Annotated in this window: 20 protein-coding genes and 1 tRNA gene; 13 read left to right on the top strand and 8 right to left on the bottom strand. The window is 58.5% G+C overall.

Features of this window, described 5'->3' with window-relative positions; genetic code table 11:
* Nucleotide 1: 1 nt before the first annotated feature.
* Both IWX87_RS16665 and IWX87_RS16660 read right to left on the bottom strand, forming a co-directional pair.
* Nucleotides 2-1,036, bottom strand: a complete 1,035-nt coding sequence (locus IWX87_RS16665) for a microcin C ABC transporter permease YejB (RefSeq protein WP_196864643.1) — start codon at nucleotides 1,034-1,036, stop codon at nucleotides 2-4.
* Nucleotides 1,037-1,051: 15 nt separating this feature from the next.
* The gene (locus tag IWX87_RS16660) at nucleotides 1,052-2,878 is read right to left on the bottom strand and encodes an extracellular solute-binding protein (RefSeq protein ID WP_196864642.1); all 1,827 of its coding nucleotides are present in this window, start codon (nucleotides 2,876-2,878) and stop codon (nucleotides 1,052-1,054) included.
* Nucleotides 2,879-2,990: 112 nt separating this feature from the next.
* Here IWX87_RS16660 and fabI point away from each other — a divergent pair, with 112 nt between their 5' ends.
* Complete coding sequence (fabI, locus tag IWX87_RS16655; RefSeq protein ID WP_196864641.1) at nucleotides 2,991-3,788, top strand: enoyl-ACP reductase FabI; 798 nt, start codon at nucleotides 2,991-2,993, stop codon at nucleotides 3,786-3,788.
* An 82-nt stretch (nucleotides 3,789-3,870) separates the two neighbouring features.
* Nucleotides 3,871-4,764 carry a DNA ligase gene (locus IWX87_RS16650; protein WP_196864640.1) on the top strand — a complete coding sequence of 298 codons (894 nt, stop codon included), beginning with the start codon at nucleotides 3,871-3,873 and terminating at the stop codon, nucleotides 4,762-4,764.
* Between the two features lie 87 nt (nucleotides 4,765-4,851).
* On the opposite strand, the gene IWX87_RS16645 is transcribed toward IWX87_RS16650, so the two are convergent.
* Nucleotides 4,852-7,140, bottom strand: coding sequence for an arginine/lysine/ornithine decarboxylase (locus IWX87_RS16645; protein ID WP_196864639.1), 2,289 nt, complete (start codon nucleotides 7,138-7,140; stop codon nucleotides 4,852-4,854).
* 311 nt (nucleotides 7,141-7,451) lie between these two features.
* On the opposite strand from IWX87_RS16645, the gene IWX87_RS16640 reads away from it, so the two are divergent.
* The 4 genes from IWX87_RS16640 to IWX87_RS16625 all read left to right on the top strand — a co-directional run bounded on the left by IWX87_RS16640 (nucleotide 7,452) and on the right by IWX87_RS16625 (nucleotide 9,434).
* On the top strand, nucleotides 7,452-7,880 hold the full coding sequence (locus IWX87_RS16640; protein ID WP_196864638.1) for an NfeD family protein: 429 nt from the start codon (nucleotides 7,452-7,454) through the stop codon (nucleotides 7,878-7,880).
* Between the two features lie 73 nt (nucleotides 7,881-7,953).
* A complete protein-coding gene (locus IWX87_RS16635) occupies nucleotides 7,954-8,865 on the top strand; it encodes an SPFH domain-containing protein (protein ID WP_196864637.1) in 912 nt (303 codons plus the stop codon).
* Between the two features lie 39 nt (nucleotides 8,866-8,904).
* Nucleotides 8,905-9,279, top strand: coding sequence for a DUF2237 family protein (locus IWX87_RS16630; protein WP_196864636.1), 375 nt, complete (start codon nucleotides 8,905-8,907; stop codon nucleotides 9,277-9,279).
* A gap of 65 nt (nucleotides 9,280-9,344) precedes the next feature.
* A tRNA-Ser gene (locus IWX87_RS16625) sits at nucleotides 9,345-9,434 on the top strand.
* A 569-nt stretch (nucleotides 9,435-10,003) separates the two neighbouring features.
* On the opposite strand, the gene IWX87_RS16620 is transcribed toward IWX87_RS16625, so the two are convergent.
* The 4 genes from IWX87_RS16620 to IWX87_RS16605 form a co-directional block, all read right to left on the bottom strand.
* Nucleotides 10,004-11,134, bottom strand: coding sequence for a branched-chain amino acid ABC transporter substrate-binding protein (locus tag IWX87_RS16620; protein WP_196864635.1), 1,131 nt, complete (start codon nucleotides 11,132-11,134; stop codon nucleotides 10,004-10,006).
* 207 nt (nucleotides 11,135-11,341) lie between these two features.
* Entirely contained in the window at nucleotides 11,342-11,686 is a 345-nt protein-coding gene (locus IWX87_RS16615; protein ID WP_196864634.1) for a hypothetical protein, read from the bottom strand.
* Nucleotides 11,683-12,123, bottom strand: a complete 441-nt coding sequence (locus tag IWX87_RS16610; protein ID WP_196864633.1) for a DNA polymerase III subunit chi — start codon at nucleotides 12,121-12,123, stop codon at nucleotides 11,683-11,685. Before IWX87_RS16610 ends, IWX87_RS16615 begins: the two co-directional genes overlap by 4 nt.
* The gene (locus tag IWX87_RS16605; RefSeq protein WP_196864632.1) at nucleotides 12,120-13,640 is read right to left on the bottom strand and encodes a leucyl aminopeptidase; all 1,521 of its coding nucleotides are present in this window, start codon (nucleotides 13,638-13,640) and stop codon (nucleotides 12,120-12,122) included. The genes IWX87_RS16610 and IWX87_RS16605 overlap by 4 nt, the downstream gene beginning before the upstream one ends.
* Nucleotides 13,641-13,706: 66 nt before the next feature.
* On the opposite strand from IWX87_RS16605, the gene lptF reads away from it, so the two are divergent.
* From lptF to IWX87_RS16575, 6 genes are all read left to right on the top strand, one after another.
* Nucleotides 13,707-14,828 (top strand): LPS export ABC transporter permease LptF, encoded by a 1,122-nt coding sequence (gene lptF / locus IWX87_RS16600; protein ID WP_196864631.1) that lies wholly within the window; start codon nucleotides 13,707-13,709, stop codon nucleotides 14,826-14,828.
* Nucleotides 14,825-15,958 carry an LPS export ABC transporter permease LptG gene (gene lptG, locus IWX87_RS16595; RefSeq protein WP_196864630.1) on the top strand — a complete coding sequence of 378 codons (1,134 nt, stop codon included), beginning with the start codon at nucleotides 14,825-14,827 and terminating at the stop codon, nucleotides 15,956-15,958. Before lptF ends, lptG begins: the two co-directional genes overlap by 4 nt.
* 35 nt (nucleotides 15,959-15,993) lie before the next feature.
* Nucleotides 15,994-16,410, top strand: a complete 417-nt coding sequence (locus IWX87_RS16590; RefSeq protein WP_196864629.1) for a sirohydrochlorin chelatase — start codon at nucleotides 15,994-15,996, stop codon at nucleotides 16,408-16,410.
* Between the two features lie 63 nt (nucleotides 16,411-16,473).
* Nucleotides 16,474-17,418: a CysB family HTH-type transcriptional regulator gene (locus tag IWX87_RS16585; RefSeq protein WP_196864628.1), complete on the top strand. Its 945-nt coding sequence runs from the start codon at nucleotides 16,474-16,476 to the stop codon at nucleotides 17,416-17,418.
* 38 nt (nucleotides 17,419-17,456) lie between these two features.
* A complete protein-coding gene (locus IWX87_RS16580; RefSeq protein WP_196864666.1) occupies nucleotides 17,457-18,620 on the top strand; it encodes a pyridoxal phosphate-dependent aminotransferase in 1,164 nt (387 codons plus the stop codon).
* Nucleotides 18,621-18,709: 89 nt separating this feature from the next.
* A complete protein-coding gene (locus tag IWX87_RS16575) occupies nucleotides 18,710-18,868 on the top strand; it encodes a DUF3309 family protein (protein ID WP_084181217.1) in 159 nt (52 codons plus the stop codon).
* 63 nt (nucleotides 18,869-18,931) lie between these two features.
* Here the strand turns inward: IWX87_RS16575 and hrpA are convergent, their stop codons facing one another.
* Entirely contained in the window at nucleotides 18,932-22,879 is a 3,948-nt protein-coding gene (hrpA, locus tag IWX87_RS16570) for an ATP-dependent RNA helicase HrpA (protein ID WP_231376561.1), read from the bottom strand.
* A gap of 210 nt (nucleotides 22,880-23,089) precedes the next feature.
* Between hrpA and argA the strand changes: the two genes are divergently transcribed.
* A complete protein-coding gene (gene argA, locus IWX87_RS16565; RefSeq protein ID WP_196864627.1) occupies nucleotides 23,090-24,439 on the top strand; it encodes an amino-acid N-acetyltransferase in 1,350 nt (449 codons plus the stop codon).
* The last annotated feature ends 46 nt before the right edge of the window (nucleotides 24,440-24,485 follow it).

The following is a 24,485-nucleotide window of genomic DNA, read 5'->3' as shown; positions in this document are numbered from 1 at the left end:
GTCAGTCGAATTTGACACGAGGGTCCACCCACACATAGCAAAGGTCGCTGATCAGCTTGGTCACCAGGCCAATCAGGGTAAACAAATACAGCGTGCCCAGCACCACGGGATAGTCGCGCCGGATAACACTTTCATAGCTGAGAAGGCCAAGCCCATCAAGTGAAAACAGGGTTTCGATCAGCAATGAGCCGGTAAAAAAGGCACCGATGAACGCGGCTGGAAAGCCGGTGATGATGGGAATCAGTGCGTTGCGAAACACATGCTTCCACAGCACCTGGCGTTCACTCAGCCCCTTGGCCCTGGCCGTCAGCACATACTGCTTGCGGATTTCCTCCAGGAACGAATTCTTGGTCAGCACCGCTGTCACGGCAAAGCTGCCCAGCACCATGGCCGTGACCGGCAGCGTGATGTGCCACAGGTAATCCGTGATGCGGGCGCCCCAGCTAAGTGTTTCCCAATTGGCCGAAGTCAGCCCGCGCAGGGGGAACCACTGCAGTTGTCCGCCAAACACCACCAGCAGCGCCACGCCCAGCACGAAACCTGGAATCGCATAGCCAACCAGCACCACCAGCGTGGTCAAGAAGTCGAAGCGGCTGCCTGCCCTCACCGCCTTGGCGACGCCCAGAGGAACAGCAATCAAATAGCTCAGGAAAAAGGTCCACAGCCCCAGGCTTACCGACACCGGCAGCTTTTCCTTGACCAGTTGCCAGACATCCTTGTGCTGGTAAAAGCTGTTTCCCAGGTCAAACCGGGCAAAGCGGCCCAGCATCTGAACAAAGCGCTCAAGCACCGGCTTGTCAAATCCATACAGCGCCTTGATCTCCTCGATGCGCTCGGCATCGACGCCTTGCCGGCCCCGGTAGCCAGCCCCGGTGCTGACAGCGCGTTCACCGCCCGAATCGCGGCCCTGCAGTTGCGCAACCATCTGCTCAACCGGCCCGCCCGGCACGAACTGCACCATGGCGAAGGTCAGCAACAGAACCCCGAATAAAGTTGGAATCATCAGCAGCAGGCGCTTGAAGATGTAGCTGGCCATTGGAGGTTTAGCTTCCTACTTGTTGGATGGGGATGCCCACCAGGCACTCATGGCCCAGGTGTCGGGCTGGTAATACGGCGGAACCGAGTCGGGCAACACGAAGCGCTGAGGCCGGTAGCCGATTAAAAAAGCATCGCCGTAATACTGTGGAACCGAATAATAACCATGTGTCAGCACCCGGTCCAGCGCCCGCATTGCCGCACCCAATTCAGGACGCGTACTGGCAGTCACGACCTTTTGCAGCAGCGCATCAACTGCCGGATCGGCAATGCCCCAAACATTGGAAGAACCCGGCGTGCTGGCCGCCTTCGAGCCAAACAATTCCAGCAATTCCCCGCCGGGCGCGGTACTGCCGGGCAGGCGCAGCGTGCTGATCTCAAAGTCAAACGCATCCATCTTCTGCTTGCCCAGGGAGAAATCGACGATGCGGTAGGTCATGGTGATGCCGAGCTTTTCCAGCGCCTTCTGGAACGGCCCGACGATGCGCACCAGCGAAGGCTGGTCGTTCAAAAATTCCATGGTGAAAGCCTCACCCTGTGCATTGCGCAGCGCGCCATCGCGGTAGGTCCAGCCCGCCTCGCGCAGCAGCGCCTGCGCCTGGCGAAGGTTTTCCCTCAGGCTGCCCGGTGGCGTGGTCGTCGGCGAAACCGGAACCAAGCCGAAGACGCCAGGCTTGAGTTGGGCGCGCAAGGGCTCCAGCAGGGCCAGTTCATCAGGCTTGGGCAGGCCTTCAGCATGAAACTCGCTGTTGGGAAAATAACCGTTGACGCGCTTGTACAGGCCATAGAACATTTGCCGGTTCATCCACTCGAAATCCATCGCCAGTCCAATGGCACGCCGCACCCGGACATCCTGGAACTTTGGGTTTCGCAGGTTGAACACATAGCCCTGGAAATCGCCGGGGTTGCGGTTTTCAAAGGCACGCTTGACCAACTCGCCTGACGTGAACGCCTTGCCGGTGTACTGCCGTGCCCAGTTGCGCGAGATGAATTCGCGCAGGAAATCGAATTCTCCAGCCTTCAGCCCCTCGAAACGCGAGGTTTCGTCAAGGTATATCTTGAAGCTGATGCGGTCGAAGTTGAACTGACCCTTGCGGCTGGGCAAGTCGGCGCCCCAGTAAGCCGGGTCGCGCACATAGGTGATGTCACGGCCCATGGCGGGGTTGGCGATCTTGTAAGGGCCCGAGCCGATGGGAATGTCGGACACGATCTTGTCGAACGGCTTGGCCTGGCCATCGACCTTTCCCCAGTCGCGGCTGAACACTGGCATGCCGCCCACCACCAGCGGCAGTTCCGGATTGGGCGTCAGGAAATCAAACCGCACCACCCGGTCGGACACGACAGTGACGCCCTTCACTTGTGCATAAATCGTGCGGTACTGCGGTGCGGCCAGCTTGCTGGTCAGTTGGGTGAAGGAATGCAGCACATCGGCCGCCAGCACCGGTGCGCCATTATGAAAACGCGCCTTGCCATTCAGGCGGAACGTCACCGAGAGTTTGTCGGGCGCGACCGCAACGTCATCAGCCAGCAGTCCGTAGGCGGTGGTTGGTTCTTCCGAATTTCCCGTCAGCAGGCTTTCGATTAGCAATATGCCAAGTCCATAGGGTGCTGTCCCGCGCAGAGTGAAGGGGTTGAACTTGTCGAAATTGGTTGGACGGGTCGGCGGCACCATGCGGATTTCGCCGCCTTTGGGCGCTGCCGGGTTCACGTAATCGAAGTGCGTGAAACCTGCCGGGTACTTGATGTCGCCAAACTGCGCATAGGCATGGGCGGCCCGGCTTTGCGGGGCAAGGCCAGCCACGCAGACCAGAACCAAGGCCCGTAAATAAATCAAATCCCGCATGCGACAATTCTGCACTACTTAAGTCGGCCAATTTTTTGCAGCCTGCGCAGGCGCCAAACGCCAGCCTGCGCAAAACTGTGGCCGAACCACACGCACACACTGGAGCATAAAAATGGGTTTTCTCGCTGGCAAAAAACTGTTGATCACGGGCGTGCTGTCCACCCGGTCTATCGCCTATGGCATTGCCAAGGCCTGCCACGCACAGGGCGCCGAACTGGCGTTCAGTTACGTGGGCGAGCGTTTCAAGGACCGCATCACCGAATTTGCGGCCGATTTTGACTCCACCCTGATCTTTGACTGCGATGTTGGCTCAGACGAGCAGATCGACAAACTTTTTGCCGACCTGACCAAGACCTGGCCGACCTTTGACGGCTTTGTGCACAGCATCGGCTATGCGCCGCGCGAAGCGATTGCCGGCGACTTCCTTGACGGCCTGTCGCGCGAGAACTACCGCATTGCGCATGACATCAGCGCCTACAGCTTTCCAGCCATGACCAAGGCGGCTCTGCCCTACCTGAACCCGAAATCGGCTGTGCTGACGCTGACCTACCTGGGCGCAGACCGGATCATTCCGCACTACAACACCATGGGCCTGGCAAAGGCCAGCCTGGAAGCATCAGTGCGTTACCTGGCTGAATCGCTCGGCCCTCGGGACATGCGCGTCAACGGCCTGAGTGCCGGCCCGATCAAGACCCTGGCGGCCAGCGGCATCAAGGACTTTGGCAAGTTGCTGGGCATGGTGGCAGCGGCTTCGCCAATGCGCCGAAATGTCACGATCGACGATGTAGGCAATGTGGCCGCGTTCCTGCTGAGCGATCTGGCGTCAGGCATGACTGCCGAGATCACCTATGTGGACTGCGGCTTTAACGCCACGGCAGGCGCCAGCCGCGACAGCGAGTCGGTGGCCTGAATTTATATAAAATAGACCTTTTGCGCACGTCCAGCCTGCGCTTACAGCTATTTAATACATAGCATTCATCAAACGGTTCATGATGCAGCGGCGTTTCCTTCTGTCCTTGATCAGTCTGGCCCTTGCCGCGTCGCTCCTGTATCCTGCGGCGGCCCCTGCCCAAACCACCCCGGTTTTGGCAGTGCATTCACCGGCGCCGTCATTGATGCTGGCCAATGTGTATCGCGACGGCACGGTCCTGGCCGATTACTGGGTCAGTGAAAAATATGACGGTGTTCGTGGCTACTGGGACGGCCAGGCCCTCTGGACACGGGGCGGTGAACATGTGGCTGCCCCGGCCTGGTTCACAGCCGGCTGGCCAAAAGAGCCCATGGATGGCGAACTCTGGGCAGGGCATGGGCAGTTCGCCAGAGCCGTTTCCACCGTGCGCCAGCAAACACCCCAGGACGCCGCCTGGCACAAGCTGCGTTTCATGGTGTTCGACCTCCCCGCGCAAACCGGCACCTTCACCGAACGGATTCCGGTCCTTCACGGCGTTGTGAGCCGGATTGACCAACTCTGGGTGCAGGCAGTCGCACAGTCCAAAGTGGCCAGCCCGCAGGCACTTCGCGCGCTGCTGGACAAAACGGTTAAAAATGGCGGCGAAGGCTTGATGCTGCACCGTGGCACCTCGCTTTACAAGGGGATGCGCAGCGACGACCTGCTCAAGCTCAAGACCCACGAAGACAGCGAAGCACGTGTCGTGGCCCATCTTTCTGGTCAAGGCAAACATGCCGGCAAGCTGGGCGCATTGCTGGTGGAAATTCCGGCGACTGGCAACAAACCTGCGCAGCGCTTCAAGCTGGGCACTGGTTTCAGCGATGCCCAGCGGCAAAATCCGCCTGCCATCGGCGCACGCATAACCTACCGTTTTCGGGGTCTCAATGACAGCGGCATTCCGCGCTTTGCCAGCTTCATGCGGGTTCGAGAAGATTAAGAAAAACCGGCGCGCAACAAAAAGGCTGGCGCCATCGCTGGACCGACCTTTCCCCCCTGACCCGCGCATCTGGCGGGCCACTCCTAACTACAACTTGACGCAGTCGGCGTAGTAACGGACCTTGCCCTTGGCATCGGTTTGCTCGACCAGGCCATGGATATCGGTCTCGAAACCGGGGCACTGCGCATTGAATTCGCGAGAAAACTTCAGGTAGTCAACGATTTTTTTGTTGAATACCTCGCCCGGAATCAACAGCGGAATGCCCGGCGGGTAAGGCGTCACCAGACCAACGGTAATGCGGCCTTCCAGGTGGTCAATTTCAACTCGGTCCGTCGTGCGGTGGGCTATGTGCGCATAGGCATCGCTCGGTTTCATGGCGGGCGCCAGGTCGCTCAGGTACACATCGGTTGTCAGGCGGGCAATGTCGTACTTGGCATACAGGGTGTGAATATGCTGACACAGGTCTGCCAGCCCCATGCGCTCGTACTTGGGAAACTTTTGGCAGAACTCGGGCAGGATGCGCCACATCGGCTGGTTCTTGTCGTAATCGTCCTTGAACTGCTGCAGCGCGGTCAGCAGCGTGTTCCAGCGGCCCTTGGTGATGCCGATGGTGAACAGGATGAAAAAGCTGTAGAGGCCGGTCTTTTCCACAATCACGCCGTGCTCGGCCAAAAACTTGGTGACGATGCTGGCCGGAATGCCGGTCTTGGAAAACTTGCCGTTCAGGTCCAGGCCAGGCGTGACGATGGTCGACTTGATTGGGTCCAGCATGTTGAAGCCGGTGGCCATCTGGCCAAAGCCGTGCCAGTTGTTGGCGCCATTTTTGGCCGTCTTGGCGCTGCGCGACTCGCCCTTGATGATCCAGTCCTTCGCCTCGCCAATGCCTTCTTCGACCAGTTTGTCCGGTCCCCAGACCTTGAACCACCAGTCGCTGCCATATTCTTCGGCGATCTTGCGCATGGCGCGGCGAAAGTCCAGCGCCTCGGCAATGCTTTCCTCGACCAGCGCGGTGCCGCCGGGCGGCTCCATCATGGCGGCTGCGACGTCGCAACTGGCGATGATGCTGTACTGCGGCGACGTCGAGGTGTGCATCAGGTAAGCCTCGTTGAAAAGGTGCCTGTCGAGCTTGACGTTTTGCGAGTCCTGCACCAGCACATGGCTGGCCTGGCTGATACCGGCCAGCAACTTGTGGATCGACTGGGTCGCGTACACCACAGCATTTTTCGGCCGAATGCGGTTCTTGCCCATCGAATGGTAGGTGCCATAGAACGGATGAAATGCAGCGTGCGGCAGCCAGGCTTCGTCAAAATGCAGGTTGTCGATGTAGCCGTCGATCATGCTCTTGATGGTCTCGGTGTTGTAGAGAACGCCGTCATAGGTCGATTGCGTCAGCGTCAACACGCGCGGCTTGACGGTGGCCGCGTCCACGCCCTTGAGCAAGGGGTTGGCCGCAATCTTGGCGCGAATCGCGTCAGGCTCGAATTCGCTTTGCGGGATCGGACCAATGATGCCGAAATGGTTGCGCGTTGGCTTCAAAAACACCGGGATTGAACCGGTCATGATGATGGCGTGCAGAATCGACTTGTGGCAGTTGCGGTCCACCACCACCACATCGCCCGGTGCCACCGTGTGGTGCCAGACCATCTTGTTCGACGTCGAAGTGCCATTGGTCACGAAAAAGCAGTGGTCGGCATTGAAGATGCGTGCCGCATTGCGCTCGCTGGCACCAATGGCGCCGTTGTGGTCCAGCAACTGGCCCAGTTCCTCGACCGCATTGCAAACGTCCGAACGCAGCATGTTTTCGCCGTAGAACTGGTGGTACATCTGGCCAACCGGGCTTTTCAGGAACGCCACGCCGCCGGAATGGCCAGGGCAATGCCACGAATATGATCCGTCTTCGGCATAGTCCAGCAGCGCCTTGAAAAACGGCGGCTGCACGCCTTCCAGGTAGCTCTTGGCTTCGCGGATGATGTGGCGCGCCACGAACTCGGGCGTGTCCTCGAACATGTGGATAAAGCCGTGCAGTTCGCGCAAGATGTCGTTCGGAATGTGCCGCGAGGTCTTGGTTTCACCATAGACGTAAATGGGTACGTCCAGGTTTTTACGGCGCACTTCGGCAATAAACTTGCGCAGGTCCAGCACGGCAGGGTCCAGGTCGGGACCGGGCGTGAATTCTTCATCGTCAATCGACAAGATAAACGCACTGGCACGGCTTTGCTGCTGCGCAAACTGCGACAGATCGCCGTAGCCGGTCACACCGAGTACCTCGAAGCCCTCGGTTTCAATGGCCTGGGCAAGCGCACGGATGCCCAGGCCAGAAGTGTTTTCGGAACGGAAGTCCTCGTCAATGATGACAATCGGAAAGCGAAATTTCATGGCGTATGCAGCGGTTGAGGGTGCCCTGAACCTGTCGGAGGGCATGAAAATAAACGTTCAAAAGGCATAGACAGGTTGAGCCTGAACGGTTGGATGAGAAAAGCACGAAGCGCACACGGGCAAGCAATGAAAGCCGCGCAATTCCTTGTGCATGCAGAAGCTGAATTTTCGCTTATCTCTTGAGTGGTCAATTTTCCAAGATGAAAAGACTTTTTTCAGACTGCGAAGTGTAAGGATGTATTGTGTCCTTCAGGTTGCACCGCGTTGATCTGGCTCAAAATAGAGAGAACAACTGATAAAAAGGAAACATCATGGGCGAAGCAGGCATCTGGTGGCTGTTGGCAGGCGCAGCGGTCGCCGTGGAACTTATGACAGGCACGTTTTATCTTCTGATGCTTGCCGCCGGACTGGTGGCTGGTGCGCTGGCGGCAACGCTGGGCATTGCCTTGACAGGCCAGATGCTGATAGCGGGCGCCATTGGCGGCGGCGCTGTGGCAGCATGGCGTTGGAGCCGCCGTCAGGGCCCTGCCCCCCTGGCGGCCAGGTTCAATCAGGACGTTAACCTGGACATTGGTGAAACGGTTCACGTGGTGCGGTGGAATGCAGACGGCACGGCCATTGTGCATTTCCGCGGAGCACAGTGGACTGCCATTGCTGCTGATCCCGGAGAGCCATCAAGCCCGGGAAACTTCCGCATCAAGGAAATGCGCGGCAATCGCCTGGTTATCGAACCACTGTAAAAAAAGCATATGGGTCGGATCCAGGGCCACCCACGGAAGGCCCCTCACCTGAATTCAAAGTAAAGGGTATTTCATGGAAATTGCAATTGTCTTTCTCATCCTGGCGGGCATCTTTGTCGTGCAGAGCATCAAAGTGGTGCCGCAGCAAAATGCCTGGGTCGTCGAACGTTTGGGTAAATACCTTAGTATCTTGCCGCCTGGCCTGAACTTTCTGATTCCTTTCGTTGACCGCGTGGCCTACAAGCACAGCTTGAAGGAAATCCCGCTTGATGTGCCCAGTCAGGTCTGCATCACCCGCGACAACACGCAGTTGCAAGTGGACGGTATCCTGTATTTCCAAGTGACCGATGCCATGCGGGCCAGCTATGGCTCGTCCAACTACCTTGTGGCCGTGACCCAACTGGCCCAGACCTCGCTGCGCTCGGTCATCGGCAAGCTGGAGCTGGACAAGACTTTCGAGGAACGCAACATCATCAATGCGCAGGTAGTCGCGGCGATTGACGAGGCAGCATTGAACTGGGGCGTAAAAGTGCTGCGCTACGAGATCAAGGACCTGACGCCACCCAAGGAAATTCTGCACGCCATGCAGTCGCAAATCACGGCGGAACGTGAAAAACGCGCACTGATTGCCGCATCCGAAGGCCGAAAGCAGGAGCAGATCAACATTGCAACCGGCGAACGCGAAGCTTTCATTGCCCGCTCTGAAGGTGAAAAACAGGCCGCCATCAACAACGCACAAGGCGAGGCATCAGCCATCCTTGCTGTAGCAGAAGCCAATGCCAGGGCCATCGAACTCGTTGCCCTTGCGATTCGTCAACCCGGCGGCGAGCTGGCTGTGCAGTTGAAAGTGGCAGAAAAAGCAGTCGCGGCGTATTCGCAGGTCGCCAGCGATGCAACCACCACGCTGATCGTTCCCAGCAATATGACCGAAGTTTCTACGCTGATCACCTCAGCCATGAAAATGGTGCAGTCCAGCCAGGCCTGAGTGCTGTCTGGCCAGGTTTTTTTGGAAAGGGAAACAACGATGAAAGCAAAAAACGTTCTGGGCACTGAACTCGCTTCGTGCTCTTACGATCCGCTGACTGGATACTTACGCGACGGCTGCTGCAACACCGACGCCAGCGACCACGGCTCGCACCTGATCTGCGTCCGGGTGACGGCGCAATTCCTGGATTTTTCGAAGGCTGCAGGCAACGACCTGGTCACGCCCATGCACCAGTACCGTTTTTCCGGCTTGAACCCGGGGGACCGCTGGTGCTTGTGCGCCCTGCGCTGGCGCGAAGCGCTGGAGGCCGGTGTGGCACCGCCTGTGATCCTGGATGCCACGCATGCAAATGCACTTCAGTTCGTGACCATGGCGCAACTCGAAAAGCACCGCTTTCAAGGGACGGTGCATTAACCGGCAATTTCCTGCACCTGACCGGCAAAGCCGCTCCGGGCGACTGCTATAATTTAGAGCTTCGCGGAAGGGTGGATGAGCGGTTTAAGTCACACGCCTGGAAAGCGTGCGTAGGGTTATACCTACCGCGGGTTCGAATCCCGCCTCTTCCGCCACGATTCAGCCCCAAGTAATTGAATTACTTGGGGTTTTTTCTTGCCTGTCCATTCTTGAACTGCTCACGCTTCAAGCTGCGCCGCCAAATTTCGGCACAATAAATTCAACATTTTTTGCTATCTAATTAATAGCTACTAGAGCATATACAGCAAGCAGGATCAGTCTTTTTAATTTGGTTTTTATCAGCGGTAATATACGTTAGCGAGGAGCCATTTTTTAGGAATTCGGTCCAGTGAACTCGACAAAAAGGACTGGTGACGACGGCTTGGGAAATAAGCTGGCCTTGCCTGTCACTTAAAATTTCGCGATTCTGATAACGGTACGGTCTGCGCTTGAAATAGCTTTCATTTTGATGGGGAAAAGCTGGCGCCTTGTTAAGCGGCTGTCTACGATCTTTGATTATTTTTTTTCTGATACTTACGTGATCAGAAAGAGCTATCCATATGACAGTGTGAAATATGCAGAAAGGCAATTGAAAACGCCTTGCGCAAAATATTGCACAAGGCGTTGGAAAGGCGGAACTATTGCCTCATCCTGGTCAACTGGCCACCGGAGGCCAGAACAAAAGTCAGTTCAGCGCCGATTTCTTGCCGTCTTTGTAGACGTACAAGGTGATGGCAGGGTTCTTCAACTCACCGTTTGGCTCGAAGCCGATGGTAGTCGTGACACCTTTGAAATTCGACTTGATCAGCTCGGCCGTGTAAACCTTGGGATCGGTTGAGTCGGCACGCTTCATAGCATCGACCAGCAAGAAGGTTGCGTCATAAGTGTATGGACTGTAGACCTGAAACTGGTTGGGATATTTAGCGTCATAACGCTTTTTCCAGGCTTCGCCACCAGGCATTTTCGCCAAGGACGCACCGCCTTCAGCGCATACCACATTGCCGATGGTTTTTGCGCCTGCAGCCAAACGAGCCAGTTCTGCCGTACAGATACCGTCGCCGCCGAAATACTTGACATTGCTCATGCCCAATTGTTCCATCTGACGCAACATCGGACCACCCTGTGGGTCCATTCCGCCAAAGAAGATAGCATCCGGATTCTTGGATTTCACAGCCGTCAGGATAGCCATGAAGTCGGTTGCCTTGTCGGTGGTGAACTGCTCGTCGACCACGGTCATGCCCTTGGCCAAGGCGGTCTTCTTGAACACTTCGGCAACGCCTTGGCCGTAGGCCGTACGGTCGTCAATGATGGCAACTTTTTTCAGTTTCAGCGCGTCGGCTGCATAAAAGGCCAGACCCGCACCCAGGGCGTTGTCGTTCGCAATAATTCGAAAGGTTGTCTTGTAACCTGGCTTGGTGAGGCTGGGGTTGGTAGCTGCACCCGTCACCATCGGGATACCGCAATCGTTGTAGACCTTGGATGCAGGAATCGTCGTGCCCGAATTCAGGTGTCCAACCACGCCGGCAACCTTGGAGTCGCACAGTTTTTGTGCAGCTGCTGTGCCCTGTTTTGGATCAGCAGCATCGTCTTCCGCCACCAGCTCAAACTTGATTTTCTTGCCGCCAATGACAATGTTCTGGGTATTCAACTCTTCAACAGCCATGCGTGCGCCGTTTTCATTGTCTTTTCCATAATGCGCCTGTGAACCGGACATCGGCGCCACATGGCCAATTTTCACGACAGCATCCTGAGCTGAAGCCAAGCCGCCCACCATCGCAAGTGCTGCCAACGCTGTCAATTTCAATTTCATTTGCATAAAAAAACTCCGGTTAGAAAATTACCTGTGAATGTTGAGAACATTTTTTTACTCAACTGGGCAGAACATAACGCAATTTCTAGGCCTGCACCATAGCAACGTCCCTAGGTTCTGATTGATTAGAGGGTTTACCCTAACTTTTTGTAACTTTTATGTAACTTTTATGTAAGAAATTTATACATGCAAGGTCCGCGACGACATAGATTTCTAAGTTTCTTTCTGCCCATGAGACACAGCCACCTCTTGCTCAAATGCCTGGCTAACCGACTCTCGCACGACCCGTTCAATTTCAACGATCAACAGAGGCATCAGGACTTGGACATGCGCGCGGATCAGTTGCTCGGTGAATTCAGGCAAGCGCTTCTCCAGCACCCCGCTGGCATGCCCCACAACCCGCTGAACCATCAGCGCTTGCAGGTTTGTTGCAGCGGCAATTTTGGCCTCTGCGCTTTCATCGTTTGTTGTGCCGGAAAGAGTAGAAGGGACGACTTCGGGATGCACGATGTCCGTCAGCGTGGGCACGTTCGTGGACGGCACGTGAAAACGTGTCATGACGCGCGCGTTGCCCGGTGGGCTAGGTCGTGTCTTTTCAGTGCATAGCCGCGTGCTGCGTAATGTTTCCAACGGCTGCGCCCCGCCTGTACATCTTCCGGTGATAGAGAAATTACTTCGATCAACCGTTCATATCCCTCAAATCCGGCAGGAAGTTCATTACCCAGGTTTATCAAAATGCCCTGTCGAAAATAACCAGCTGGCGAAGCCGCCAGCACGACCGGGGTGAGCGCCAGCGTGGCGGGCGATGCCGCCGGCGTGCAATGGGGTAAGAAATCAGCCCCAGAAAAAGTCCACAGCAGCGTATCGAGTTCGTCCAGCACGGCTGGTTCCGCCGTAACAGCGACTTTCATGCCGCTCAGATAGATTTTGCGCAACAGCCGACAGCCATAGGTCAGCTTGTCGGCCGTGTTGAAATGAAAAGCAATGTCGGTCATGCCCTGGTTTTGGCAACGGTTGCGCGTGCTTTAGCCACCTTTGCCTTGGACGCAGCAGGCGACGTGGCGACGGGCGTTGCCTGTGCCAGCAGAAAGTCCAGCAGCAGCGGCACGGGACGCCCGGTGGCGCCTTTTGCTTGGCCGCTTTTCCAGCCGGTGCCGGCAATGTCCAGGTGCGCCCAGGCAAAGTCAGCTGCAAATCGCTGTAAAAACTTGGCAGCTGTCACCGCGCCGCCGGCACGCCCGGCCACATTGGCGACGTCGGCAAAATTGGTTTTCAGGCCATCGGCGTAATCGTCATCCAGCGGCATGCGCCAGCACAGGTCGAGCGACGTGTCACCAGCCCGGGCCAGCGATTCGGCCAGTGGCTCATTGCTTGAAAAAAGCCCGCTGCGCACGCCGCCGAGTGCCACCACGCAGGCGCCCGTCAGCGTGGCAATGTCCACCACGGCTTTGGGCTTGAAGCGCGCTGCATAGGTCAAGGCATCGCATAACACCAGCCGTCCTTCGGCATCGGTGTTGAGGATTTCAATGGTTTGTCCGCTCATGCTGGTCACCACGTCTCCGGGCTTGACAGCCCTGTCGCTGGGCATGTTTTCACAGGCCGGAATGAGCCCCACCACGTTGAGGGCCGGCTGCAGTTCGGCCAGGGCCCGGAATGTACCCAGCACGCTGGCAGCGCCGCACATGTCGAATTTCATTTCGTCCATTTCGGCGGCCGGCTTGATCGAGATGCCGCCGGTGTCAAAGGTGATGCCCTTGCCAATCAGCACGATGGGCGCTTCGTCCTTGGAGCCGCCGTCATAACGCAGCACGATGAAGCGCAGCGGTTCGGCCGTGCCCTGCGCCACTGCCAGAAATGCGCCCATGCCGAGCTTTTCGACTTCCTTGTGGCCCAGGATTTCAGTCTTGATGCGTTTCAGCTTGCCAAGCTCCTTGGCAGCGCCCGCAAGCAAAATCGGCGTGGAATGGTTGGCAGGCCGGTTGGCCCATTCCTTGGCCAGCTCGATACCCTTGACCAGTGCGATGGCCTTGTCAAAACCTGCCTGAACAAGGGCAAGACTGTCGACAGCAACTGCCAGCTTCTGCAGTTTTGCCGCCACGGGCTTGGACTTTGTCGTGGTGTATGCATAGCTGGCGTCGGCACACGCGACGACGGCAGCTCGTACCGTCTCGGGCTGGACATTGCCCAGCAAGCCGAGGAAAAGAACGGCGCGTTGGGCATTGCTGGTCTTCAACACGCCTATGGCGGCATTGACAGCGGTACGGACGTTTTTTTCGCTGGCATCGCCTGCGCCCACCAGCACCACCCGCGTAGCCTCAATGCCGGGCGTGCGGTAGACATTCAGCAGCTTGCCTGGCTTGGATTCCAGATCGCCTGAATTGATGGCCAGTGCGGCAAGGACGGACAAGGCGTCGCCTCCGACCGCAAGGCCTTCAGGGACAAGCACAATCAGCGCATCGGTTTTTTCACAGCAGGCAAGGGCGCGGTTAAGGGTTTTAAGTTCAAAGTCCATAATTCAGGGTTAGGTAGATAAACCAGCTTACACAAAATACAGCCTAGCAAGGCAGCCATTCAGTCAATGTTATTCCAATCTTCAATACGCAAGGAACTGGCGCGCAGTTTTGGTGCCACGCTGGTGGTGCTGGTCACCATCGTCATGACCATCGTGCTGATACGCACCCTGGGCCAAGCGTCGCGCGGCTCCATCAGCCCACAGGATGTGATGCTTTACATGGCATATTCAGGTTTGGGCCGCCTGCCGACCATCTTGACGCTTGCGCTGTTCATCGCTTTGGTAAGCACCTTGAGCCGTATGTACCGCGACAGCGAAATGGTCGTGTGGTTCACCAGCGGCCAAGGACTGGCCGGCTTTTTGCGGCCCCTTTTTCACTTTTCATGGCCGGTGCTGATCGTCATCAGCCTGATGGCGGTTTTTGTCTGGCCGTGGACCAACCAGCAAACCAAGGACATGCAAAGCCGCTACCAGCAGCGCGGCGATCTGGACCGCATCACACCCGGCGTTTTTCAGGAGTCCTCCAATGGCAACCGGGTGTTTTTCATTGACCGTGACCTGGCCGGCGAGCAGGCCAGTAACAATGTTTTCATTGCCGCCACCGAAAAGGGAAAAACCTCTATTACCACCGCGCAGTCCGGCCGCATTGAAACCCGTGGCGATGCGCAGTTCCTGATGCTTTCCAATGGCCAGCGACTTGAGAATGACATTGGCAGTTCAGCGCTCAAAATCAGTGACTTCAAGGAATATGGCGTCAAGACCGGTGATTCCGGACTGCTGGGCGAAACGCTGCCAGAAGCCAAGCTGATGTCCAGCCGTGCACTGATCAAGGACCCGACGCGCAGCAATCTGGGCGAGTTAGCATGGCGACTGGGCCTGGCACTTTCCGCCATCAATCTGGTGATCGTTGCCCTGGCACTGTCCAACGTCAACCCGCGTGGCGGGCGCAGCATCAACATGATTTTTGTCGTGCTGGCTTTTGTGGTTTACAACAACCTGGTCAATCTGGGACAAAACTGGATCTTTGTCGGACTGATCGGCTTTGGCCCTCTTTTGCTGGCCCTGCATGGCGGAGTTCTTCTGTTGTCACTGGCATGGCTGGCCAAGCGGCACATGAACTGGCACTTCGGGCGCAGGCTCCGCGCACGCGTTGCGGCGTCTCCAGTCCAAGCCGGAGGCCGGGCATGAAGACCATACGCCGCCTCATCTACCGCGAAGTCCTGACATCGATAGCCTTGGTGGCCATGGGTTTTCTGGCCCTGTTCTTTTTCTTCGACCTGGTTGACGAACTGCAGTATCTGGGGAAAAACAACGGGCTGGCGGGTGACAGCACCTACCAGATTAGGCATGCCCTGTTGTATGTCACCCTCCTGATTCCCAACCACCTTTATGAACTTCTGCCCATTTCAGTGCTGATTGGCAGTATTTTCGTCATGGCACGACTGGCCCAAAGCTCGGAATACACCATCTTGCGCACCAGTGGCCTTGGCCCATGGCGGGCGCTCAAATTACTGTTGTGGCTTGGCGCCATTTTCGTCGCGCTGAGCTTTGTCGTGGGCGACTACATCTCACCCGCCAGCGAGCGAGCGGCGCAGTTGCTCAAGGCGCGTTACCAGAGCAAGATCACGGTCGGACAGACGGGCGCCTGGCTAAAGGAAAAGCAGGCCAGCAGCAGCTTCATCGTGAACGTCAGCGAGTTGTCACCGGACAACGAGATGCGTGGCGTGCGTGTATACGAGTTCGACAACAAAGGACTGATCGTCTCGACCACCGAAGCACCCAAAGCGGCGTTCTCATCAGGCACCGCTTGGCTGCTGAGCAATGCCATGCGGACAGAGTTCGCCGTGTCCAGTGGTGCAAACGCAGTTCCTGAGCAAGCCCGGGTGAATCGCACCACTGTTGCCAGTTTTCGCTGGCCTACAGAAATCAGTACCGAAATGGTGTCTGTCGCGCTGCTGAGGCCCGACGGGATGGCCACGATCGACCTGTTCAATTACATCCGCCATCTGGAAGCCAACGGCCAGACATCCCAGCGTTACGAAATCGAGTTCTGGCGCAAGGTGTTTTATCCGCTCAGCTGCCTGGTCATGGTGATGCTGGCCCTGCCCTTTGCCTACCTGCATTTCCGCTCCGGGGGCATCACTGCTTACGTATTTGCCGGCGTCATGATCGGCATCAGCTTTTTTCTGCTCAACAATGTGTTCGGCTACATCGGCAACCTGCGCAACTGGCAGCCCTGGCTGGCAGCGGCCACCCCGGGGCTGATCTACATGGCCATTTCCATGGGTGCCTTCGGCTGGCTGGTGCTCAGGCGATGACATCGAGTTAGTTATTTTCACTTTTCCAACGACCTATGACCATTACCCTACCCGCGCCATGCGGCATTGTCCTGTTTGCCCACGGTTCGCGCGATCCGCTGTGGCGCTTGCCGATCGAAGCGGTTGCCGCGCAGATCAGCGAGAGGCAGCCCGGTACTCTGGTGCGCTGCGCTTACCTAGAAATTTGCGAGCCGTCCCTGACGCAAGCAGCCGATTTGCTGGTCGCCGCAGGAGCACGCCAGTTGAGAGTTTTTCCGCTGTTTCTGGGTGTGGGCAAGCATGCGCGTGAAGACCTGCCGCTGCTCATCGAACAACTCAAATCCGCGCATCCCGATATCGCCATTGAACTGCTGCCAGCGGCTGGGGAATATGCGCAGATGACCGCATTGATGGCGGACATTGCCCTGGCCGACGGCGCAAGCGCAGCACTTGAGGAGGCGAAAAACGCTTGATTCGCCCCGCTTGTCTTAGTAAATTTCACGCACCATAAAATCAAAAACAAGTATTAATTTCATATGAATCTGCACCAATTCCGCTTTGTCCAGGAAGCTGTCCGTCGCAACCTGAACCTGACCGAGACCGCGCGTGCACTGCACACCTCGCAACCCGGTGTTTCAAAGGCCATCATTGAGCTGGAGGAGGAACTGGGCGTGGAAATCTTCGCGCGCCACGGCAAGCGGCTCAAACGCGTGACAGAGCCCGGCGAACATGTGCTCAAAAGCATTGAGCTGATCATGCGGGAAGTCGGCAACCTGCGGCGCATCGGCGAGCAGTTTTCGGCGCAGGACAGTGGAACGCTGTCGATTGCCACCACCCATACGCAGGCCCGTTATGTATTGCCGCAGCCAGTGGCCCGGTTGCGCGAGGCCTTTCCCAAAGTCAATGTCAGCCTGCACCAGGGCTCGCCCGACCAGGTGGCGCGCATGGTGCTTGAAGAAGTCGCCGAAATTGGCATTGCCACTGAATCATTGACACAATACGACGACCTGGTGACGCTGCCCTGCTACGAATGGCAGCACATGCTGGTGATGCCTAAAGACCATCCGCTGGCGCGCAAGGAACACATCACGCTGGAAGACCTTGCACAGGAACCGCTGATCACCTACCACCCGTCGTTCACCGGCCGCACCAAGATCGACCTGGCTTTTGCCGCCCGGCACCTGCATCCGCGTATTGCACTGGAAGCAATCGACTCCGATGTGATCAAGACCTATGTACGGCTGGGGCTCGGCGTGGGCATCGTGGCGGAAATGGCTGTCAGGGATGACGGCACCAATGCCGACCTGATTGCATTGCCGGCAGGGCATCTGTTCGGTGTCAATGTGGCCCGCGTGGCCTTCAAGCGCAGCGCCTATTTGCGCAATTTTGTCTACAAGTTCACTGAACTGCTCAGCGGCAAGCTCAACCGCGACCTGGTGGCCAGGGCCATGGCAGGTCGCCTCAACGACGACGAGGTTTGAACATGACGCCGAATTCACCGATTCATTCACACGCCAGCATGCCGCGAACACCAGCGATTGACAGCCGTCTGCCAAGGGTGGGCACCACGATTTTCACCGTCATGTCGGCGCTGGCCGCTGAAAAAGGCGCGGTCAATCTGGGCCAGGGGTTTCCGGATTTCGACTGCGACCCACAACTGGTCGAAGCCGTCACCGGCGCCATGCAGCGCGGCTTGAACCAATACCCGCCCATGGCCGGCATCCTGGCGCTGCGCGAAGCCGTTGCGGCCAAGCTGGCGGCGCTGTACGACCGCAACTATGACGCGGGCAGCGAGATCACCATCACGGCGGGCGCCACCCAGGCCATCCTCACCATCATTCTGGCCATCGTGCATCCGGGCGACGAGGTCATCGTGCTGGAGCCGTGTTACGACAGCTATGTACCGAACATCGAACTGGCCGGAGGCACCGTCGTCCGCGTGCCGTTGACGCCCGGAACGTTTCGTCCGGATTTTGACAAGATCAAGGCAGCCTTCAGCACCCGCACGCGCGCCATCATCGTCAATTCGCCACACAACCCGAGCGCCACGGTCTGGACCGAGGCCGAAATGCTGCAGCTTCAGGACCTCCTGGCCCCCACTGATGTCTTGCTGATCAGCGACGAGGTTTATGAGCACATGGTGTTCGACGCCTACCTGGGCCACCTTCACCAGAGCGCCGCACGTTTTGCAGGATTGGCGGCGCGCGCCTTTATCGTCAGCAGCTTTGGCAAGACCTACCATGTCACAGGCTGGAAGATAGGCTATGTCGCGGCGCCCGCCAGCCTGATGGCAGAGTTCCGCAAGGTGCACCAGTTCAATGTGTTCACCGTCAACACGCCGGTGCAGCATGGCCTGGCCACGTACATGGCCAACGACCAGCCTTACCTGGAACTGCCGGCTTTTTACCAGCGAAAACGCGATTTATTCCGCAGCGGTCTGGAAAACACGCGCTTCAAGCTGCTGCCCAGTGAAGGCAGCTTTTTCCAGTGCGTCGATATTTCAGAGGTCAGCGACCTGGGCGAGAATGATTTTTGCCACTGGCTGGCGAGCGACATCGGCGTGGCGGCAATTCCCCTGTCGGCGTTTTACGGCGACGGGTTTGACCAGCGTGTCGTGCGCTTTTGCTTTGCCAAGAAAGACGAAACCCTGCACCTGGCGCTGGAGCGCCTAGCCCGACTGTAGGCGCCTCCTGACGCCTGTATCAGCCACTTTCCTGCTTGATGCGAGCAAGCGCAGGGCAAGAATACAGGCACATACAAAAAGGAGTTTTCATGTCCCTGTCGCTTATCTTGCTGATCGTTTTGATCCTGATTTTGGTCGGCGCATTGCCCAGCTGGGGCCACAGTCGCAACTGGGGTTACGGCCCCAGCGGCGGCATCGGACTGGTGGTGATCATTCTGATCGTGCTGCTGTTGATGGGCCGGATCTAGTTCCTGCCCCGTTTCCCTGAAAAAAGGACCTTGCCTGGCAAGGTCCTTTTTTTATTGTCGGCGTCAGCTGTTGAGTTGCGCCCAGAGTTTGTCCAGCCGCTTGATGCTGACCGGCTGTGGCGTGCGCAGTTCCTGCGCAAAAAAGCTCACCCGCAGTTCCTCGAGCAACCATCGGTATTCCTGCATGCGCGGGTCAACCGCACCCTTGCGCTCGGCGAGCAGCCGCCAGTAGCGCTGTTCGTGCGGGCGCAATTCGGCCAGCCGGGCGGCGTCTCTGGCCGGGTCGGCGCGCCATTTTTCCAGACGCAGGGTGATGGCTTTCAGATAACGCGCAAAGTGCTGGAGCTGCGCGTAAGGCGTGGTCGTCAGGAAACGCTTGGGCACCAGGCGCTGCAGTTGCTGGGCCGCATCGGCCGCAGCATCGGTGGCGTTTTTGGTGTCCTTGATCTTTCGCTGCGCCGCGGCAAACTCGATCAGGACGCTGGACGCCAGGCGCGCCACTTCGCTGGCAATCAGCGTCAGGCGTCCACGTCCGTCATCGATTCGCTTTTTGAAGTCGGCCTCGTTCGTCGGCAGCGGATCGAGCAAGAACGCCCGGTCCAGTGCGACCTCGATGATCTGCTGGCGCAACTCGTCCACCGTGCCGCCGCCCGAGTTGTCGGCAGCGCGGCCGACCAGCATGTACGACGTTGCGGTTTTCTGCAGGTCGGGAAGATTTTTTTCCAGGTATTTCAGCGCATCCCTGATCTGCAGCGAGAACAACCGCCTCAGGCCTGCGCGGTGCTTGATGGCTGCTGTATCGGGCTCATCGAACACCTCGATCGTCACCGCATCGCCCAAGTCGATCAACGCCGGAAACCCAATCAGCGTCTGCGCGCCCTTGCCGATTTCCATCAGTTCAGGCAGCTCGCCAAACGTCCAGCTGGTGTAGCGCTCAGCAGCCTTGGCCACTATCTTTTCAGGAGCTGCTTGCGCCCGTCCTGCCTGCGCTAGAGGCTTATTTAATGCTTTATTTCGGTCCGAGGCACTGGCCGGAGTCACATTAAGCGCAGCGGGTATCGCCCGGCCCAGGTTTTTCAGCCCCGCCAGGGCCTGAAACGCTCCCCGCGCCTGCGAGCCCAGCTCGCCCTTGAGCGCTGCCAGGTTGCGGCCTGCACCCAGCTGGCGGCCGTGTTCGTCGACCACGCGGAAGTTCATGAACAGGTGCGGCGCCAGCATGTCGAGCTTCAGGTCGGCCCGCTTGATGTCGAGCGAGGTCGCGTCGCGCACCCATTTCAGCACCGCCTCGGTCAGCGAAAGCGCGCCGAATTTCTCTGCTGCGAGCAGTTCCTGCGCCATCCGCGCGGCGGTGTCGGGCAGCGGCACCAGGCGCGAGCGCGGGCGCTGGTGCAAGGTCTTGATCAGCGCCTGGATCTTGTCTTTCAACATGCCGGGTACCAGCCATTCGCAGCGTTCCTCGTTGACCTGGTTCAGCGCAAAAATCGGCACCTCGACGGTCACGCCATCGCGCGCGTCGCCGGGCTCGTGCAAATAGGTTGCCATGCAATCGACGCCGCCCAGCCGCAACGTCTTGGGAAACGCCTGCGTGGTGATCCCGGCCGCCTCATGGCGCATCAGCTCGTCTTGTGTCAAGAGCAGCAATTGGGGCTGCTTTTTGACCTCGGCCTTGAACCAGCTCTCAAAGCCGGCGCCTGAGCAGATATCGGCCGGCAACTGCTGGTCGTAAAACGCGTAGATCAGCTCGTCATCGACCAGCACGTCCTGCCGGCGCGCCTTGTGCTCCAGCTCCTGGACATGCCTGATCATCTTGTCGTTGGCCGCCAGAAAAGGCAGCCGGGTGTCCCAATTGCCAGCCACCAGCGCTTCGCGGATGAAGATTTCTCGCGACGAGACCGGATCAATGCGGCCAAAGTTGACGCGCCGCCCGTTGTAGGCCACCAAGCCGTAGAGCGTGGCACGTTCCAGCGCCGTGACCTGCGCGGCTTTTTTCTCCCAGTGCGGATCGAGCAACTGCTTTTTCAGCAAATGCCCGCCGACTTGCTCAATCCACTGCGGGTCAATATTGGCAATGCCCCGGCCAAACAGACGCGTGGTTTCGACCAGCTCGGCGGCGACGATCCAGCGGCCCGGCTTTTTGCTGAGCCGTGCGCCGGGGTGGCGATAAAAGCGGATGCCGCGCGCGCCCAGGTACCAGTCGTCTTCTTCGCTTTTCAGGCCGATATTGCCCAGCAAGCCGCACAGCAGTGACAAATGCAGTTGGTCGTAGCTTGCCGGCTGCGTGTTGAGATGCCAGCCCTGCTCCTTGACCACTGCCAACAATTGCGAATGGATGTCGCGCCACTCGCGCACGCGTCGAATGTTGACAAAATTCTCGCGCAGCAGGCCTTCGTACTGGCGGTTCGTCAGCTTGTGCACCGCGTCATGGCCGCCGCGTGAGTCGCCCAGCCATTTCCACAATTTCAAAAAGCCGACAAATTCGCTTTTTTCGTCGTCGAACTTGGCATGCGCCTGGTCGGCCTGTGTCTGCTTGTCCATCGGACGGTCGCGCACGTCCTGCACACTCAGGGCACTGGCAATCACCAGCACCTCGTCGAGCGCCTGCCGGTCTTTCGCCTCCAGGATCATGCGGCCGACACGCGGGTCCAGTGGCAGCTTGGCCAGCGTCCAGCCAACGGGCGTGAGTTCGTTGTCGTCGTTCACCGCGCCGAGTTCGGCCAGCAACTGGTAGCCGTCGGCAATCGCGCGGCCCTGGGGCGGCTCAATGAAGGCAAAGCTCTCAATCGTTCCCAGATGCAGCGACTTCATGCGCAAGATCACCGAGGCCAGCGAACTGCGCAAAATCTCGGGATCGGTAAAGCGCGGCCGGCCGAGAAAATCGGCTTCATCGTACAGCCGGATGCAGATGCCGTCAGCCACCCGGCCGCAGCGCCCGGCGCGCTGGTTGGCGGCCGACTGGCTGATCGGCTCGACCATCAACTGCTCGACCTTGTTCCTGAAACTGTAGCGCTTGACCCTCGCCGTGCCGGCGTCAATGACATATCTGATGCCTGGAACCGTCAGCGACGTTTCCGCCACATTGGTCGCCAGCACGATGCGCCGGCCGCTGTGGCCATCAAAAATTTTGTCCTGCTCGGCTTGGGAAAGTCGCGCAAACAACGGCAACACCTCGGCATTGCGCGTCAGGGGCTGGTGCGCCAGGTGCTTGCGCAAATGGTCAGCGGCTTCGCGGATTTCGCGTTCGCCGGGCAGAAAAATAAGGATGTCGCCAGCGCTGTGCGGACTCATCCAGAGTTCATCGACCGCATCGGCAATTGCATCATTCAGGTCATGCTCGCGCGACTCTTCGAACGGCCGGTAGCGTTGCTCGACCGGAAACATCCGGCCCGACACCATGATGACGGGCGCGGGCCCTTGGCTGGACGCAAAATAATCGGCAAACCGCTGGGCGTCGATGGTCGCCGAGGTGATGATGACCTTCAGATCCGGGCGGCGCGGCAGCAACTGGCGAAGGTAGCCCAGCAAAAAATCGATATTCAGGCTGCGCTCGTGGGCCTCGTCAATGATGATGGTGTCGTAGGCGCGCAGCAGCGGATCGGTTTGCGTTTCGGCCAGCAAGATGCCGTCGGTCATCAGCTTGACCGACGCATCGCGGCTCAGCCGGTCCTGAAAACGCACCTTGTAGCCGACCACGTCGCCCAGCGTCGTCTGCAATTCTTCGGCGATGCGCTTGGCCACGCTGGAAGCGGCAATGCGGCGCGGCTGCGTGTGGCCAATCAGCTTGCCCTGGCCGGGTGGGTAGTTGAGCTTGCCGCGCCCCAGCGCCAGGGCGATCTTGGGCAGTTGCGTGGTTTTGCCCGAACCGGTTTCACCGCAGACGATGATGACCTGGTGCGCCGTGAGCGCTGCGGCAATGTCGTCGCGCCGGCTGGAAACCGGCAGCGACTCGGGAAAGGTGATGGCCAGAGGAGACAAGGTGGAAGCAGAGGAAGCAGAGGAAGCAGAGGAAGCCAAGGAGAACCCAGCAGTCAAAGCTGCTGATTATCGGCGTTCTGCCCGCTCAGGACTGGCCTGACGGGCTTTCAGGCGCCGGTGCGCCTGTCGACGCCGGGCACGCCTTTACACTGACTGCTTATTTTTTTGTTTGCGGTGAAATGCAGCGACAGTCGACTTTGCGTGTTGCCTGGCGTTTCACCGGCCCATGCCCGAACCCGAAAGCGCGCCATGTCCACGGTATTCAACTTCACCTTTGTCCCCTGGTTCCGCTCGGTGGCGCCCTACATCCACAAGTTTCGCAACCAGACTTTCGTGGTCGGCGTCTGCGGCGAGGCGATTGCGGCCGGCAAGCTGCCGCACCTGGCGCAAGACCTGGCCATGATCCAGAGCATGGGCGTGAAGGTGGTATTGGTGCATGGCTTTCGGCCGCAGGTCAATGAGCAGCTCAGCGCCAAGGGCCACGAGGCGAAATACTCGCACGGCATGCGCATCACCGACGGCGTGGCGCTCGACTGCGCGCAGGAAGCGGCCGGCCAGCTGCGATATGAAATCGAGGCCGCCTTCAGCCAGGGCCTGCCCAACACGCCCATGGCCGGCTCGACGGTTCGCGTGATCTCGGGCAACTTCATCACCGCCCGGCCGGTCGGCATTGTCGATGGCGTGGATTTCCAGCATTCAGGGCTGGTGCGCAAGGTTGATGTGGCCGGCATTTCCCGCACGCTGGATTTTGGCGCGATGGTGCTGCTGTCGCCTTTCGGTTTCTCGCCGACCGGCGAAGCCTTCAACCTGACCATGGAAGAAGTGGCGACCAGCGTGTCGATTGCGCTGCAGGCCGACAAGCTGATTTTTGTCACCGAAATCCCCGGAATCCGCAGCAATCCGGACGAGCCCCTGAGCGAAGACAACCCGATCGACACCGAACTGCCACTGGCCGCCGCCGAAAGTCTGCTGGCCCAGGTGCCGGCCGCCCAGCGCCCTAGCGACACGGCGTTTTACCTGCAGCACTGCGTTAAGGCCTGCAAGGCGGGCGTCGAGCGCAGCCACATCATCCCGTTCGCGGTCGATGGCGCACTGTTGCTGGAAATCTATGTGCACGACGGCATTGGCACCATGGTGGTCGATGAAAAGCTCGAAGAGCTGCGTGAAGCCACCGCCGACGACGTAGGCGGCATTTTGCAGTTGATCGAGCCGTTTGAAAAAGACGGCACGCTGGTCAAGCGCAGCCGCACCGAGATCGAACGCGACGCTGACCACTACACCATCGTCGAGCATGACGGCGTGATCTTTGCCTGCGCAGCGCTATACCCCTACCCCGAGGCCAGGACCGCCGAGATGGCGGCCCTCACGGTGTCGCCGCAAAGCCAGGGTCAGGGCGACGGCGAGAAAATCCTCAAACGCATCGAGCAGCGCGCCAAAGCCGCCGGCCTGCAAAGCATTTTTGTGCTGACCACGCGCACCATGCACTGGTTCATCAAGCGCGGCTTCGTGCAGATGGAGCCCGACTGGCTGCCCGACGCCCGCAAGCGCAAATACAACTGGGACCGCAAGAGCCTGGTGCTGGTAAAGAAACTGAGTTGATCAAGAGCGATTACACCGCCGTGTGGGGTGAGCAGCCCGGCAAACC

The organism is Polaromonas sp. CG_9.7 (assembly GCF_015752205.1).
GTDB lineage: Bacteria > Pseudomonadota > Gammaproteobacteria > Burkholderiales > Burkholderiaceae_C > Polaromonas.
The sequence above is the reverse complement of the archived record's forward strand: the minus strand, read 5'-3'. Positions and strand labels throughout refer to the sequence as shown.

Excerpts from the sequence above, each read along its gene's own strand:
- IWX87_RS16580 (WP_196864666.1), top strand. The coding sequence starts at position 17,457 with ATGCCGCGAACACCAGCGATTGACAGCCGTCTGCCAAGGGTGGGCACC.
- IWX87_RS16590 (WP_196864629.1), top strand. The coding sequence starts at position 15,994 with ATGACCATTACCCTACCCGCGCCATGCGGCATTGTCCTGTTTGCCCAC.
- IWX87_RS16645 (WP_196864639.1), bottom strand. The coding sequence starts at position 7,140 with ATGAAATTTCGCTTTCCGATTGTCATCATTGACGAGGACTTCCGTTCC.
- lptF (WP_196864631.1), top strand. The coding sequence starts at position 13,707 with ATGTTATTCCAATCTTCAATACGCAAGGAACTGGCGCGCAGTTTTGGT.
- IWX87_RS16665 (WP_196864643.1), bottom strand. The coding sequence starts at position 1,036 with ATGGCCAGCTACATCTTCAAGCGCCTGCTGCTGATGATTCCAACTTTA.
- lptG (WP_196864630.1), top strand. The coding sequence starts at position 14,825 with ATGAAGACCATACGCCGCCTCATCTACCGCGAAGTCCTGACATCGATA.
- IWX87_RS16620 (WP_196864635.1), bottom strand. The coding sequence starts at position 11,134 with ATGCAAATGAAATTGAAATTGACAGCGTTGGCAGCACTTGCGATGGTG.
- IWX87_RS16640 (WP_196864638.1), top strand. The coding sequence starts at position 7,452 with ATGGGCGAAGCAGGCATCTGGTGGCTGTTGGCAGGCGCAGCGGTCGCC.
- IWX87_RS16575 (WP_084181217.1), top strand. The coding sequence starts at position 18,710 with ATGTCCCTGTCGCTTATCTTGCTGATCGTTTTGATCCTGATTTTGGTC.
- IWX87_RS16635 (WP_196864637.1), top strand. The coding sequence starts at position 7,954 with ATGGAAATTGCAATTGTCTTTCTCATCCTGGCGGGCATCTTTGTCGTG.
- IWX87_RS16585 (WP_196864628.1), top strand. The coding sequence starts at position 16,474 with ATGAATCTGCACCAATTCCGCTTTGTCCAGGAAGCTGTCCGTCGCAAC.
- argA (WP_196864627.1), top strand. The coding sequence starts at position 23,090 with ATGTCCACGGTATTCAACTTCACCTTTGTCCCCTGGTTCCGCTCGGTG.
- IWX87_RS16660 (WP_196864642.1), bottom strand. The coding sequence starts at position 2,878 with ATGCGGGATTTGATTTATTTACGGGCCTTGGTTCTGGTCTGCGTGGCT.
- IWX87_RS16605 (WP_196864632.1), bottom strand. The coding sequence starts at position 13,640 with ATGGACTTTGAACTTAAAACCCTTAACCGCGCCCTTGCCTGCTGTGAA.
- IWX87_RS16610 (WP_196864633.1), bottom strand. The coding sequence starts at position 12,123 with ATGACCGACATTGCTTTTCATTTCAACACGGCCGACAAGCTGACCTAT.
- IWX87_RS16630 (WP_196864636.1), top strand. The coding sequence starts at position 8,905 with ATGAAAGCAAAAAACGTTCTGGGCACTGAACTCGCTTCGTGCTCTTAC.
- fabI (WP_196864641.1), top strand. The coding sequence starts at position 2,991 with ATGGGTTTTCTCGCTGGCAAAAAACTGTTGATCACGGGCGTGCTGTCC.
- IWX87_RS16615 (WP_196864634.1), bottom strand. The coding sequence starts at position 11,686 with ATGACACGTTTTCACGTGCCGTCCACGAACGTGCCCACGCTGACGGAC.
- IWX87_RS16650 (WP_196864640.1), top strand. The coding sequence starts at position 3,871 with ATGCAGCGGCGTTTCCTTCTGTCCTTGATCAGTCTGGCCCTTGCCGCG.